This is a genomic window from Azospirillum lipoferum, from assembly GCF_024170005.1.
GTDB lineage: Bacteria > Pseudomonadota > Alphaproteobacteria > Azospirillales > Azospirillaceae > Azospirillum > Azospirillum lipoferum.
On sequence record NZ_JALJXJ010000012.1, the window covers coordinates 132934 to 146452 of the forward strand.

Consider the following 13519-nt stretch of genomic DNA (forward strand, 5'->3'; position numbering starts at 1 on the left):
CGTCGTAAACAAAATTGTCCGTAGCGCGAACGAGTACCCGTGCGCGGTAGCCCAAACGGGGTAGTAAAGAATTCAGGGAGGAAGCCGGGCATGAAGCGATCGCTCTGCCTGTCGGGGACCGACCATGCCCAAGCATATGGCGCCTCAATTCGCGGCCGATGCTTGGACGGTTCCCGGCGAAGACCGCTGGCGCCGTTGAGTTCCGCACGCTGACTTCATTCCCTGCTCAGGCGATTGGGGGGCCATGACCTTCCACCCCGACACTCTCTGTCCGTTCTGCGGGCTTGGCTGCGGCGACATCGCGATCGACCGGGACGAGTCCGGTATCGTTCCCCGGCCGACCGGATGCCCGCAGGCCGACCGGCTGTTCCGCCGGTCCGCGGTGGTGCCGACCGATGCCCGGATGAGTGGTGCCGCCGTTTCCTGCGACGTTGCGATCGCCGAAGCGGTCCGGCTGCTGGGGGCGAGCCGCGCCCCGCTGATCGCCGGGCTGGCCGCCGATGTCGATGGCGTGCTCGCCGCGCTCAGCCTTGCCGAACGCATCGGGGCGACGGTGGACCATGAGCGGTCCGACGCGCTGTTCCGCAATCTGACGGTCCTGCGCCGCTTCGGCTGGTCGGTGACCACCCTGGCCGAGCTGCGCAACCGCTGCGACCTCGTTCTTGTGGCCGGACCCGACCCGGCTGCCGCCTTTCCACGCCTGTGGGAACGCTGGGTGGCCCCGGAGCCTGCCTTCGTTCCCGGTGGCGCCAGGAGCGTCGTTTTCCTGGGTGGGCAGCCGCTGCCGGAGACGGTGCAGTGCCTTGGCAGCCGGATCGAGGAAAGCGGCCTGGACGGGAGCGCAGGCCAGGATCTCGCCAGTATCGTCGGCAGGTTGCGAACGGCACTGGCGGGACGGACGGCGGAGGACGACCCGATGACGGCATTGGCGGCCCGGCTGCGTGCCGCCCGCTATGCGGTGGTCATCTGGGCGGCGGGGTTGTTCGACGGGCCGCAGCCGGACCTGATCGTCGAGGGGCTGGTCCGGCTGGTCCGCAGCGTGGATGGCACCACGCGGTGCGCCGGCCTGCCGCTGTCCGGCGCCGACAATTTGATCGGCGCCAATCAGGCTTGCGGCTGGCGCACCGGCTTTCCTCTGCGCACCGGCTTTGATGGCGGCGCACCACTGCATGATCCGGAGCGGTTCGCTTGGCAAGCGCGCCTGCGCGATGCCGACGTGACTCTATGGGTCTCCGCCTTCCGTCCGGAGATACCGCCCTTCACCACCGATGGCGCCGTGATCATGCTGGCTCCGCCGGAGATGGCGGTGACGCCGGAACCGGCGCTGTTCATTCCGGTGGGGACGCCTGGCATCGACCATGGCGGCGATGTGTTCCGGGCCGACAGCGTCGTGGCGCTGCATGCGGACGGGCTGATCGACAGGGGGCTGCCCAGCGTGGCCGACGTGATCGGCCGGATGCTGATGGCTCTGGATCAGCCCACCACTGTCAAGGAGGCCGCCGGATGCTGACGAAGCTCACCGGCGGACGGCTGTTCGACCCGGCCAACGGGCGGCATGGCGAAGTCGAAGACCTGTGGCTGCACGACGACCGTGTCGTTGCCGATCCGGGGCCAGGGGCCATCCCCGACGCGGTGCATGACGTGACCGGCAAGGTGGTGATGGCCGGCGCCATCGACATCCACAGCCACATCGCCGGCGGCAAGGTCAACCTCGCCCGCCTGCTGATGGGGGAGGAGCATGAGCAACACCGCTTCGCCGGCCATGCCTGCGGTTGCGACAGGATCGGGGGCGGCAGCGGCATCGCCACGCCCTCCACCCACACCACCGGCGCCCGCTATATCGAGATGGGATTCACCGCCGCCTTCGAGCCGGCGATGCTGGGATCCAACGCCCGGCATGCCCATCTGGAGATGAGCGACATCCCCTACATCGACACCGGCGGCTATCTGGTGCTGGGGAACGACGACTTCCTGCTGGACCTGATCGCCACCAATGCCGGGCAGGCAGCGGTCAACGACTATGTCGCCTGGATGCTGACGGCAACGCAGAGCCTTGCCGTCAAAGTGGTCAATCCCGGCGGCATCAACGCCTTCAAGTTCAACGCCCGTACCCTCGACCTCGACGAGGCGGGCCCCCATTACGGCGTCACCCCGCGCAGCGTCCTGACCGTGCTGGCCCGCGCGGTGTACGAGCTTGGGCTGCCCCACCCGCTGCATGTCCATGGCTGCAACCTGGGCGTTCCCGGCAATGTGGCGACGACTCTCGACACCATCCAGGCCGCGTCGGGCCTGCCGATGCACATGACGCACATCCAGTTCCACAGCTACGACACGGCGGGCGACCGCAAATTCTCCTCCGGCGCCGCGGCGCTGGCGGAGGCGATCAACCGGACACCGACCCTGTCGGTGGACATCGGGCAGGTGATGTTCGGCCAGACGGTGACCGCGTCGGCCGACACCATGGCGCAGCGCCATACAGCACCGCTGGCCCATCCGCGCAAATGGCTGGCGATGGACATCGAATGCGATGCCGGATGCGGGGTGGTGCCCTTCCGCTACCGCGACAAATCCTATGTCAACGCGCTGCAATGGGCGATCGGGCTGGAGCTGTTCCTGCTGCTCGACGATCCCTGGCGCGTGTTCCTGACCACCGACCACCCCAACGGCGCGCCCTTCACCTTCTATCCGGAGTTGATCCGGCTGCTGATGGATCGCGATTACCGGCTGGCGAAGCTGGCGGAAATCCATCCCGACGCGCCGGCCAACACCACGCTGGGTTCGATTGCACGCGAATACACGCTGGCGGAGATCGCAGTCATGACCCGCGCAGCGCCGGCCCGCATCCTGGGGCTTGCCGACCGCGGCCATCTGGCGCCCGGCGCTTCGGCCGACGTCACCGTCTATAGCGACCTGCCCGACCGGCGCGCCATGTTCGAGCGGCCGGACCTCGTCTTCAAGAGCGGCCGGCTGGTGGTGCGCGACGGGGCGCTGGTGGCGATGGCGCGGGGCTGCACCCATGTCGTCCGCCCCGGCTTCGACGATCTGATCGAGCGCCGCATCGCCCGCCATTTCGACGAGCGGATCGGCCTGCCGATCAAGCATTTCCGCATCCGGGACGCAGAGATCCGCCACGGCGCCGGTCCGCAGCTCCACCCCTGCCGGCGGCGGGAGGTGCCGTGATGGCGGAGATGCACATCAACGGCGTGCGCATCGAGGACACCTTTGCCGAGGCGTTTCCGATGACCTACACGCGGCTGGTCATCACCGCCGACACGCCCGCCTGGGTGGAGGCGGCGACGTCCAGCCTGACCGGTTTCGCCACCTCCGTCATCGGCTGCGGCTGCGAGGCGGCGGTGGAGCGCCTGCTGACGCCGGAGGAGACGCCGGACGGCCGACCGGGTGCGGCGGTGCTGATCTTCGGCATGTCCACCGGCGACCTCGCCAAGCTGGTGGTCAACCGGGTCGGACAGTGCATCATGACCTCGCCGGGGTCGGCCTGCTATGCCGGGCTTCTGGAGGGGAGCAAGCGCATTCCGCTCGGCGACGGCCTGCGCTATTTCGGCGACGGGCACCAGATCGCCAAGAAGTTCGGCGACCGCCGTTTCTGGCGCCTGCCGGTGATGGATGGCGAGTTCGTCTGCGAGGACAGCGTCGCCGTGGCCAAAGGCATCGGCGGCGGCAATTTCCTGATCCTGGCCGCCAGCCACCGCCAGTGCCTTGCCGCGGCGGAGGCGGCGGTGGCAGCGATCCGGCCGCTGCCCGGCGTGATCCTGCCCTTTCCCGGCGGGGTGGTGCGTTCAGGATCCAAGGTGGGGTCGAGATACAAGGCGCTGATCGCCTCCACCAACACGCGCTTCTGCCCGACCCTGCGGGCGGTGGAGCCGGAAACGCTGCTGACCCCGGACGTCGAGGCGGTGCTGGAGCTGGTGCTGGACGGCTCCGACGAGGCGGCGATCCGCACCGGCATGCGCGCCGGCATCGCCGCCGCCGCGGCAGGCGGAACGGCGGCCGGGGTGCTGGCGATCACCGCCGGAAATTACGGCGGAAAGCTGGGGCCGCACCATTTCCACCTCCACGAGGTGATGGCATGAGCGGCATGACCCTGACCTTCCGCGGCGACGCCGGAACCATAGTGGACATGTCCGCCCTGCTGCCGGACCGGTTGGCGGGGCTGACGGCGGTGGAGGTTGCCGGGCTGCCGCTGCCCTGCGGCGGCGGGGTGGCGACCGTCGGCGGGATGTTCGAGGTGTCAGCGGGCGATGCCGCCGAGGGCCTGCTGATCCGGCCGGGACAAGCCGTCCTGCATCGCGTCGGTGCCGGCATGGCGTCCGGGCGTATCCTGGTGGAGGGCGACGCCGGCAGCCATGCGGGGGCCGGGATGAGCGGCGGGCTTCTGCGCATCACGGGCAATGCCGGCGACGCGCTGGGAGGTGCCCTGCCCGGCCTGCCGTCGGGAATGCGCGGCGGACTGATCAGCGTCGGCGGCAGCGCCGGGGATCGGGTGGCGGAGCGGATGCGGCGGGGGATCGTGGTCGTCGATGGTGTGGTCGGCGCCTATGCAGCCGGCTTCATGGTCGCCGGGACGCTCGCCGCTGGTGGCGGTTGCGGCCCGCATCCGGGATTCGGTATGCGGCGCGGCACGCTGCTGCTGGGGCAGCCGCAGGACACGGTGCCCCAAGGCTTCGCCGACGGCGGCACGCGCGACTGGCTGTTCCTGCACCTGCTGCGGCGCGCGCTGGAGGGAACCGGAAGCTGGTTCGAGCGCGCGGGCACCACCCGCGCCCATCGGTTCATCGGCGACCTTGCGGAAGGAGGGCATGGTGAGATTCTGGCGATGGCCTGAACGACGATCCGACTTATCGACAGCGGGACGGCGCCTCACGGCCGCCGCCCTGCCGGTCATCGGGCTGCTGGCCCTCGCACCACCGGCGGTGGCTCAGCCGGCCAGCCCGGAAGCCGGTCCGACGGTGATGCTGATCGGCTATCTCGCCCGCCAGGAGGATCCGCGCACACCGCTGAGCTTCCTGGAACCGGTCGCGACCGACGAAGGGCTTCAGGGCGCCCGGCTGGCGCTCGCCGACAACAACACCACGGGCGTGTTCCTGAAGCAAAGCTACCGGCTGGTGGAACAGGTTCTGCCGCAGGACGGCGATATCGCCGCCGGGGTGAAGGCTCTGGCCGACGAGGGGGTGCGCTTCGTCGTCGCCGACCTGCCTGCCGATGCGCTGCTCGCCGCCGCCGACCAGCCGGAAGCCAAATCCATGCTGCTGTTCAACGCGCGCGCCACCGACGATGCGCTGCGCAACGAGCAATGCCGCGCCAACATCCTGCACACCGCCCCCAGCCGGCGCATGCTGGCCGATGCGCTGGCGCAATATCTTGCCTGGAAAAAATGGCCGCGCTGGAGCCTGCTGACCGGCCGCGATCCCGGCGACACGCTCTATGCCGAGGCCGTCCGCCGCGCCGCCAAGCGCTTTGGCGGCAAGATCGTCGCCGAGAAATCCTGGACCTTCGATACGGGTAACCGCCGCACCGACACCGGCGTAACCACCATACAATCCGACATCCCGCTCGCCACCCAGGGGCCGGATTACGACGTGCTGGTCGTGGCCGACGAGGCAGGCGATTTCGGCGACTATCTCGATGGGCGTACCTGGTACCCCCGCCCGGTCGCCGGCACCCAGGGATTGACCGCTACCGCGTGGTCACGGGTGAACGAGCAGTGGGGCGGCACCCAGTTGCAAAGCCGGTTCGAAAAGCTGGCCGGCCGCTGGATGACGCAACGCGACTATGCAGCTTGGCTGGCGGTTCGCAGCGTCGGGGAGGCGGCGGCCCGCACCAACGCCACCGGCTTCGGCGACCTGACCGGCTATCTGCACGGTCCCGATTTCGAACTGGCCGGCTTCAAGGGAGAAGCACTGTCCTTCCGCGCCTGGGACGGGCAGATGCGCCAGCCCATCCTGATCGCCGGGCCACGGATGCTGGTCTCGGTATCGCCGCAGGAGGGATTCCTGCATCCGGTGACGCCTCTCGACACGCTCGGCGACGATGCGCCGGAAAGCAAATGCCGTCTCAACCGATAAGGGCGGACCATACCATGCGATTCCTGCTGTCCTGCACCCTGCTGCTTCTCGCCGGCCCGGTCCTCGTCGCCGAGCCGGTCCTTGCCGAAACGATTTTCGTGTCCAACGAGAAGGACAACCAGATCGCCGTTGTCGACGGCGACAGCCTTCAGATCAAAAACAAGATCAAGGTCGGCCGCCGCCCGCGCGGCATCACGCTGAGCGCCGACGGAACGCAGCTCTATGTCTGCGTCGGCGACGACAACCGCATCGACGTGGTCGACATCGCCAGCGGCAAGATCGTCCACACCCTGCCGTCCGGCCCCGATCCGGAGCTGTTCGTGCTGTCGCCGGACGGGAAGAAGCTGTATGTCGCCAACGAGAACGACAACATGGTGACGGTGATCGACGTCGCCGACCGCAAGGCCATCGGCAACATCCAGGTCGGCGTCGAGCCGGAGGGCATGGGGATCAGCCCCGACGGCAAGATTCTGGTCAACACCTCCGAAACCACCAACATGGCGCACTTCATCGATACCGAGAAACATAGCGTCGTCGGCAATGTGCTGGTGGACAGCCGGCCGCGCGTCGCCCGCTTCACCGATGACGGCAAGCAGGTCTGGGTGTCGAGCGAGATCGGCGGCACGGTCAGCGTGATCGACGCGGCGGCGCTCAAGGTGATCAAGAAGATCCGCTTCGAGGTCACCGGCGTTCGCCGCGAAGCGATCCAGGCCGTCGGTATCCAGATGACGAAAGACGGCAAGCGGGCCTTCGTGGCGTTGGGACCGGCCAACCGCATCGCCGAGATCGATACCGACAGTTTCGAAGTGAAGCGCTATTTCCTGGTCGGGCAACGGGTCTGGAACCTTGCCTTCTCGCCCGACGAGAAGCGGCTCTACACCACCAACGGCATCAGCAACGACCTGTCAGTGATCGATCTGGAACGCAACAAGGTGATCAAGAGCATCCCGGTCGGCGGTGCGCCCTGGGGCATTGTCGTCAAACCGTGAGGTGGCGGAACCCGTAACCGGATAGACCGGTTGATGGGGATGGCCGGGTGCGTCGGCAGACCGTCGACGATGGCCCGACGCAGCACGCGGCAGGACTGTCCTGATCCGCGTCGCCAGGATTGTCCATCCCCGGAGACACATGATGAAACGCTTCACGACCCTACCCCTGAGGGGCCTTGCACTGGCTGCGGGCCTTGCGTTTGCTGCGCTGCCGGCTTCCGCGCAATCCAGCGGCACCGCCACTGACAGTTCCACAAATACCCAGAACGCCCCGGCCGGGACCACCGGACAACTGCCGCCCGACTCGCTGCCCGGCAAGCGCCAGGGCGCCATCGGCGGGGCTCCGGTCCCTCAGGAGAGTTCCGGCTCCTCAACCGATGGAACCGCGTCTCCGACGGGGCAATTGCCGGGTGGCTCGCTGCAACAGGAAAGGCAGGGTGTAATCGGCGGAGCCCCGGTCACCCAAGGTGGCTCGGGCCAATCGAGCGGCAAGCAGGATAACCAGTAAGCGGGACCAATCCCGGCTTCCTGACGTCTTCGCGGCCGCCGCCCTCCCAAAGACGAGGTAGTATCGTCCGAAAGGCCGTGCCATCCCGGTTTGGCGTCGGACAGCGGAAAAGCGGCGGCTGCGATTTCAAGTTACTCCGGCTCTCTTTTGAGAGTTTGTTGGCAAAACAAACAAGATGTCATAATGTAGGCCGTGACCGACGCCGTGGCCGCAGCTATCCGGCCATCAATCATGCTGGATCGACATGCCCGCATGACCGCGACGGTCCTCCAATGATTTCAAAATCCATGGGAGAAAGCGGCGATGGGCATGTGGCAGGGGTCATCCCCGAAAATCAATCGCGTGCTGGTGGGCGAATCTCTGGTCGGCGACGGCAACGAGGTCGCCCACATCGACCTGATCATGGGACCACGCGGCAGCGCGGCGGAGACCGCCTTCTGCAACGCGCTGACCAATAACAAGGATGGCTTCACCAGCCTTCTTGCGGTCATCGCCCCCAACCTTCAATGCAAGCCTTCCACCATCCTGTTCAACAAGGTGACGATCAAGGGCGCGGAACAGGCGGTGCAGATGTTCGGCCCGGCCCAGCACGGTGTCGCCAAGGCCGTCGCCGACTGTGTTGCCGCCGGTACCATCCCGCAGGACGAGATCGACAACATCTTCATCTGCGTCGGCGTCTTCATCCACTGGGAGGCCAAGGACAACGCCAAGATTCAGGACTACAACTACCGCGCCACCAAGGAAGCCATCGAACGCGCAGTATCCGGCTATCCCACCCTCAAGGACTTGCAGAACCAGAAGGATTCGGCCAAGCATCCGTTCGCCGCCTGATCGCGGAAGCCGGTGGCGCTTTACAATATGAGGAAGGCAGATAGGCGGCCGTGATGCGGTCGCGACTCCTTGTCATATTGTGCGCTACCGGCCACCTTGGCGGGCGATGGGCTTCAAATCCGAAGCGCTGAGCATCGCCAGTTCATTTTGCACTGCACAAATAAGAGAGCATAATTCTCAAGATATCATCCGTTGGGAATATGGCGCTCTCGGCAATACATGGGTAGAATTTCATGATGGGCTTCCCCGGCAATCATGCCTGACTGCCCATTCCAGCGGAGGATGCGGACATGAAGACTTGGCGCAAGCCGACGATTGTCGAGATTTCGGTCGGTACCGAGATCAACGCCTACGCCTGCGCCGGCTTGTAACCGGCGTTTGCGAGCGGAAAGGGCTCCCTCTTCCCTCAAATATCCTTGCATGTCTTCAACTCAGGCCGGCCGCGGCTCGAAATGGGCGAGAAACTGCCCTGTGCCGTCCGGCGCACTGGCATCGTAATGCAGTGCGCAGAGCCGCAGCCGGCCGGCATCGCCCAATTCCGGACCGGACAGCATGCTGTGGAAGCTTTCCCCACCGAGCAGGCGATGCGCGGTGGTGAGGTAAAGCCGCGAGAGCATGCCTTCCCGCAGCATGGTGTCGAGCATGCATGGCCCGGTCAACAGATAGACGCTGTGAAAGCCCATGCCGCCCAGTTCGCGGACCAACGGGCCACCGTCCACCGACGCGCCGGTGCCGGCGACCAGAACCTTATAGCCAGCAGAACGCCAGTGCGCGACCCGGTCGGCCGGAGCATCGGCCCCGGTGGCGATGACCACACGCTGACCATGGCGGGCGGGTGAGTCCGGCATCGGGAAATCCAGGCTGGCGCTGGCAATGACGACGGCCGGCTGGGGTGGCAACCCGTTATCGGCCCGCCATTGCGCAAGCGCCCGCGTCGCCTCTTGCGTGCCGACTTGCAGCACATCGTCCAGCCTGCCGGCCGCGAGGTCGCGCAGGTAACCGCCATGGGTGACCAGACAGTCCGCCTGCGCCTGGAGTTCGAGAAACAGCCGGAAATCATTGTCGCTGACCAGACCGGCCGGCAGCCGGCTCTCGCCGGTGCTGGGGTCGCGCAGAGCGATGCGGCCATCCAGACTGCTGACGAAGCTGGCATAAACAAAGGGGGCACCAGTATTCCCGCGCTCATGCAGGCGATGGGCAAGGTACGCACCGGGAAGCGCGATCTCCTCCGGTGCGCCGGGATAAAGGCGGAGCATGCGGGCGGTCATCATGGTCCCTCAGGTGCTGCGGCATCGACCCGGCGCAGGAAATCGGCGGCGAGCGCATCGGCGATGTCAACCTTGCTGACGGATTGCAGCCCCTGCCATGCCGGCATCGAATTGACCTCCAGAACCAGCCAGCGGTCCTGCTCATTCGGATCTGCAATCAGGTCGACACCGGCATAATCGGCCCCAACGACGGCTGCCGCACGTACTGCCAGATCTGCGACGGTTCCTTCCGGCGCCAGGGCCTCGCAACGGGCACCCTGACGGACGTTGGTGATCCAACTGCGGCCATGGCGGACCATTGCGGCCACCGCACGCCCTCCGACGACGAAGACCCGGCAATCGCGCCATTCGCCCACCCGGAGCGGCGGCACGAAAGGTTGCAGGTAATAGACGCCGGCGACGGCTTCGGGCTCCGGCACCTCGTCCGGGCGGGACAGACGGCGCAGACCGCGCCCCTGGGCACCGAACAAGGGCTTCAGCACGCAGTCCGGCCCATCCTTCACCACGGCGCGCGCCATCTCGGCCGACTGGACGGCGACGGAGGAAGGGGTCGGCAGGCCGGCGTGGGACAACAGGAAGCTGGTGGTGCTCTTGTCCACGCAGTGTTCGATGGCGCGGGCGGTGTTGTAGACGGGCACACCCAGCCGGGCGAGCGCATGGAGCACCCCCAGGCGCAGCGTCACCTGTTCGAAGCTGCCCTGCCCGACCACGCGCACGAAGGCGCCCGACGGCAAATTGTCGCCAAAGCCCGGCAGCAGAAGCCCCGTCCGCGTCCGTCCGACGGCGAAGCCGCAGGCGTTCAGAGAGACGCGACGGCATTCGACGCCACGGCGTATGATCGCCCGCTCCAGCCGCGCCGCGTGCCAGTCGGCTCCGTCGGTGAACAAGGCGACAGCGCCGCTCATGCCGCCTCCGCCACGGTGTGGCGCAGGCACAGGTCCCGTGAGCGGCGGCCGGCAAGGCGCCGTGCCTCCACCACGGTGCCTGCATCGGCGAGCACGGTGCAGAGTGGTGCGCCCATCGGGATGGCTGCAGGCGTTCGCGAGCGGTCGGCTGTCCAGTCCGGCCAGTGCAGGCCCTCGGGCAGCAGGATCGGTGCTTTGGCATAGATGACCATGGCAGCGCGACAGCCGGCGAGCGGCGGCAGATCGGCCGGCAGCTCCCCGGCACAGGCGGCCACATGCAGATCGAACAGGCTGGGCATCGGCGGACGGTCGAACAGGTCCAGCGTCGCTCCCGGCCGCGGGTTGATCTCCAGCAGGCACCAGCCGGCCGGTCCGGCCAGAAAGTCGGCGCTGTTCAGCCCGACCAGCCCCGCCGCTTCAGTGATCCGCGACATGGCGTCGATCATCGCCGCGGCGGTCCCGCCGGAAGACGCCAACGGACCGACCGCACCGCCATAGCGGCAGGGCTGGCGGGGTGCCGGCGCCACCCATTGCCGGCTGAAGCCCACCGGCAGGATCTGTCGGCCATCGGCAAGGAACAGCAGGGACAGGGGCCGTCCGGCCATGCGGCGCTGGGCATAGTGGCCGGCCTGCAGTCGCGAGTTGGCCGAGCGGATGTGGGCGCCGCCGCTAGCACCGGCCCGCTTCACCAGCCAGCCGCCACCGTCAGGCAGCGAAGGCGAAACCTCCGGATGCGGAATACCAAGACGAGCAAGCAGGTCCGCAAAAACGAACGGATCCTTCACGCGCGCCACCGTCTCCGCCCGGTTGCCGATCACCGGCCGGTCGCGCGCCAGCGCCGCCAACAGGTCGGGCCGATCCTCGAATCCGGCGCCATGGACCAGCGGGAGCCCACGCAAGCCGTGCGAGGCCAGTGCCCGTCGCAATGCCCCGGCTGGAATGCGCAACCGGCGCGACGGCAGGGCCAGACAAGGGTCGGCCAGGGCAGCGGTGTCCGCATCGGCGAACAGATCAATGGCGGCGACGCGCCGCTCACCGCGGCAGGCGCTGGCAGCCAGCGCCCGTGCCGACAGCGCAACCACGACGAATTCCGGGACGGCCGTCGGGGTCAAGCTCCACCCCCTCCGAAAAGCATCTTGAACAATCGCTTGCGATACCAACAATCATGCGCGGACGCCCTCTTTGCAATGACCCTTCCGAAGAAGAGTCTCCGAACAAAGGCGACCGCCACGCGCCGGATTTCGTCCCGGCGTCGAACAGAGCGTGTCCTGGGGGAAGACAGGATGTACGAAGCTGCGATCCCTGCGGAGCCTCCGCCGATTCCCACGATTCACGGCCCTCCCGCCCTGGCAGTGGAGGAGCTGAGCCACAGCTTCGGCAAGCGTGTGGCACTGGATCGCGTGTCCTTCGCCGTGGCACCAGGCGGCTTCACCATGCTGCTGGGCCTGAACGGCGCGGGAAAGACCACGCTGTTCTCGTTGATCACCCGGCTCTATTCCAACCGGACGGGCGCCATCCGCATCTTCGGCTTCGACCTGCGGCGCCAGCCGACGCGCGCCCTGGAACGGATCGGCGTGGTGTTCCAGCAGCCGACGCTCGACCTCGATCTCTCCGTCCGGCAGAACCTGCGCTATCACGGCGGGCTGCACGGCATGTCGCCGTCGGACTGCGAAGCCCGCGCGCGGGAGGAGTTGGCGCGCATCGGCCTTGCCGACCGCGCCGACGACAAGGTCCGCGCCCTGTCCGGTGGCCAGCGGCGGCGGGTGGAGATCGCCCGTGCCCTGCTGCACCGGCCGAGCCTGCTGCTGCTCGACGAACCGACGGTCGGGCTGGACGCGGAGTCGCGCCGCCATATCCTGGGCCATGTCCGCGGGCTCTGCCGTGAGCAGGGGCTGGCGGTCCTATGGGCCACCCACCTGATGGACGAAGCGAATGATGAGGACTCCGTCGTCGTGCTGCACCAGGGCCGGCTGCGCGCGTCCGGCAGCGTGCGAGCGATCTGCGCCGAGACCGGCACTTCCGCCCTGCCCGCAGCCTTCGCAGCCTTGACGACAGGGGAGCGCCGACCATGAGCGCCGCCACCTACTGGTACTGCCTGCGCAGCATCATCGTGCGTGAAGGCCTGCGCTTTCTGCATCAGCGCGAGCGCTTCTTCGCAGCGCTGGTCCGGCCGCTGGTCTGGCTGGCGATCTTCGCCGTCGGCTTCCGCGCCGTGCTGGGCGTGTCGATCATCCCGCCCTACGACACCTACATCCTCTATGACGAGTATGTGGTTCCGGGGCTGGTCGCGATGATCCAGCTGTTCAACGGCATGCAGAACTCGCTGTCGATGGTCTATGACCGCGAGATGGGCAGCATGCGGACGCTGCTGGTCAGCCCGCTGCCGCGCTGGTACCTGCTGGTCGCCAAGCTGCTGGCCGGCGTGGCGGTGTCGATCGCCCAGGTCTACGTGTTCCTCGGCATCGCATGGCTGTGGGGGGTGGAGCCGCCGCCGCTGGGCTATCTGGCGGTGCTGCCGGCGCTGCTGCTCAGCGGGCTGATGCTGGGAGCGCTCGGTCTGCTGCTGTCGTCCTTCGTCAAGCAGCTGGAAAATTTCGCCGGGGTGATGAACTTCGTGATCTTCCCGATGTTCTTCGCCTCCTCCGCCCTCTATCCGCTCTGGCGGATCAGGGAAGGCAGCCCGATGCTGTACCAGATCGCCGCCTGGAACCCTTTCACCCAGGCGGTGGAGCTGATCCGCTTCAGCCTGTATCTCCGAGTCGACGTTACCGCCCTGCTGTGGGTGGCCGGCTGTCTCGCGCTGTTCCTTGGTGCGGCGGTTCTGGCCTATGATCCGGGGCGCGGATTCTGGGCGCGGCGGGGCGGTCCGGCCGAACAGGGGTGATATCCGGAGCGGCAGCTCCGCAGATTGGGCTTTTAGGGGTACCTCTTAATC

Annotated in this window: 13 protein-coding genes; 10 read left to right on the forward strand and 3 right to left on the reverse strand. The window is 67.3% G+C overall.

Going from position 1 to position 13519, the window contains the following annotated elements:
- Window positions 1–244 precede the first annotated feature (244 nt).
- The 8 genes from J2848_RS25505 (at window position 245) to pqqA (ending at window position 8782) form a co-directional block, all read left to right on the forward strand.
- Window positions 245–1510 (forward strand): molybdopterin-binding domain-containing protein, encoded by a 1266-nt coding sequence (locus tag J2848_RS25505; RefSeq protein ID WP_149235155.1) that lies wholly within the window; start codon window positions 245–247, stop codon window positions 1508–1510.
- The gene (locus tag J2848_RS25510; protein ID WP_149235154.1) at window positions 1504–3180 is read left to right on the forward strand and encodes a formylmethanofuran dehydrogenase subunit A; all 1677 of its coding nucleotides are present in this window, start codon (window positions 1504–1506) and stop codon (window positions 3178–3180) included. Before J2848_RS25505 ends, J2848_RS25510 begins: the two co-directional genes overlap by 7 nt.
- Window positions 3180–4091, forward strand: coding sequence for a formylmethanofuran--tetrahydromethanopterin N-formyltransferase (gene fhcD, locus J2848_RS25515; protein ID WP_211103341.1), 912 nt, complete (start codon window positions 3180–3182; stop codon window positions 4089–4091). The genes J2848_RS25510 and fhcD overlap by 1 nt, the downstream gene beginning before the upstream one ends.
- Window positions 4088–4843, forward strand: a complete 756-nt coding sequence (locus J2848_RS25520) for a formylmethanofuran dehydrogenase subunit C (protein WP_149235153.1) — start codon at window positions 4088–4090, stop codon at window positions 4841–4843. The genes fhcD and J2848_RS25520 overlap by 4 nt, the downstream gene beginning before the upstream one ends.
- Window positions 4818–6083, forward strand: coding sequence for an ABC transporter substrate-binding protein (locus J2848_RS25525; RefSeq protein ID WP_170307280.1), 1266 nt, complete (start codon window positions 4818–4820; stop codon window positions 6081–6083). Before J2848_RS25520 ends, J2848_RS25525 begins: the two co-directional genes overlap by 26 nt.
- 14 nt (window positions 6084–6097) lie before the next feature.
- A complete protein-coding gene (locus J2848_RS25530; RefSeq protein ID WP_149235151.1) occupies window positions 6098–7072 on the forward strand; it encodes a PQQ-dependent catabolism-associated beta-propeller protein in 975 nt (324 codons plus the stop codon).
- 811 nt (window positions 7073–7883) lie between these two features.
- A complete protein-coding gene (gene fae, locus J2848_RS25535; RefSeq protein ID WP_280174727.1) occupies window positions 7884–8411 on the forward strand; it encodes a formaldehyde-activating enzyme in 528 nt (175 codons plus the stop codon).
- 290 nt (window positions 8412–8701) lie between these two features.
- Complete coding sequence (gene pqqA, locus J2848_RS25540) at window positions 8702–8782, forward strand: pyrroloquinoline quinone precursor peptide PqqA (protein ID WP_085083035.1); 81 nt, start codon at window positions 8702–8704, stop codon at window positions 8780–8782.
- A 60-nt stretch (window positions 8783–8842) separates the two neighbouring features.
- Here the strand turns inward: pqqA and J2848_RS25545 are convergent, their stop codons facing one another.
- The 3 genes from J2848_RS25545 to J2848_RS25555 are packed head-to-tail and all read right to left on the reverse strand — an operon-like array spanning window position 8843 to window position 11696.
- On the reverse strand, window positions 8843–9682 hold the full coding sequence (locus J2848_RS25545; RefSeq protein ID WP_149235149.1) for a RibD family protein: 840 nt from the start codon (window positions 9680–9682) through the stop codon (window positions 8843–8845).
- Window positions 9679–10584, reverse strand: a complete 906-nt coding sequence (locus J2848_RS25550) for a RimK family alpha-L-glutamate ligase (RefSeq protein WP_149235148.1) — start codon at window positions 10582–10584, stop codon at window positions 9679–9681. Before J2848_RS25550 ends, J2848_RS25545 begins: the two co-directional genes overlap by 4 nt.
- Window positions 10581–11696, reverse strand: coding sequence for an ATP-grasp domain-containing protein (locus tag J2848_RS25555; RefSeq protein ID WP_246194433.1), 1116 nt, complete (start codon window positions 11694–11696; stop codon window positions 10581–10583). The genes J2848_RS25550 and J2848_RS25555 overlap by 4 nt, the downstream gene beginning before the upstream one ends.
- A 171-nt stretch (window positions 11697–11867) precedes the next feature.
- On the opposite strand from J2848_RS25555, the gene J2848_RS25560 reads away from it, so the two are divergent.
- Both J2848_RS25560 and J2848_RS25565 read left to right on the forward strand, forming a co-directional pair.
- Window positions 11868–12656, forward strand: coding sequence for an ABC transporter ATP-binding protein (locus J2848_RS25560; RefSeq protein ID WP_149235147.1), 789 nt, complete (start codon window positions 11868–11870; stop codon window positions 12654–12656).
- Entirely contained in the window at window positions 12653–13468 is an 816-nt protein-coding gene (locus J2848_RS25565; RefSeq protein ID WP_149235146.1) for an ABC transporter permease, read from the forward strand. The genes J2848_RS25560 and J2848_RS25565 overlap by 4 nt, the downstream gene beginning before the upstream one ends.
- Window positions 13469–13519 lie beyond the last annotated feature (51 nt).

Excerpts from the sequence above, each read along its gene's own strand:
- J2848_RS25505 (WP_149235155.1), top strand. The coding sequence starts at position 245 with ATGACCTTCCACCCCGACACTCTCTGTCCGTTCTGCGGGCTTGGCTGC.
- J2848_RS25510 (WP_149235154.1), top strand. The coding sequence starts at position 1,504 with ATGCTGACGAAGCTCACCGGCGGACGGCTGTTCGACCCGGCCAACGGG.
- fhcD (WP_211103341.1), top strand. The coding sequence starts at position 3,180 with ATGGCGGAGATGCACATCAACGGCGTGCGCATCGAGGACACCTTTGCC.
- J2848_RS25520 (WP_149235153.1), top strand. The coding sequence starts at position 4,088 with ATGAGCGGCATGACCCTGACCTTCCGCGGCGACGCCGGAACCATAGTG.
- J2848_RS25525 (WP_170307280.1), top strand. The coding sequence starts at position 4,818 with ATGGTGAGATTCTGGCGATGGCCTGAACGACGATCCGACTTATCGACA.
- J2848_RS25530 (WP_149235151.1), top strand. The coding sequence starts at position 6,098 with ATGCGATTCCTGCTGTCCTGCACCCTGCTGCTTCTCGCCGGCCCGGTC.
- fae (WP_280174727.1), top strand. The coding sequence starts at position 7,884 with ATGGGCATGTGGCAGGGGTCATCCCCGAAAATCAATCGCGTGCTGGTG.
- pqqA (WP_085083035.1), top strand. The coding sequence starts at position 8,702 with ATGAAGACTTGGCGCAAGCCGACGATTGTCGAGATTTCGGTCGGTACC.
- J2848_RS25545 (WP_149235149.1), bottom strand. The coding sequence starts at position 9,682 with ATGATGACCGCCCGCATGCTCCGCCTTTATCCCGGCGCACCGGAGGAG.
- J2848_RS25550 (WP_149235148.1), bottom strand. The coding sequence starts at position 10,584 with ATGAGCGGCGCTGTCGCCTTGTTCACCGACGGAGCCGACTGGCACGCG.
- J2848_RS25560 (WP_149235147.1), top strand. The coding sequence starts at position 11,868 with ATGTACGAAGCTGCGATCCCTGCGGAGCCTCCGCCGATTCCCACGATT.
- J2848_RS25565 (WP_149235146.1), top strand. The coding sequence starts at position 12,653 with ATGAGCGCCGCCACCTACTGGTACTGCCTGCGCAGCATCATCGTGCGT.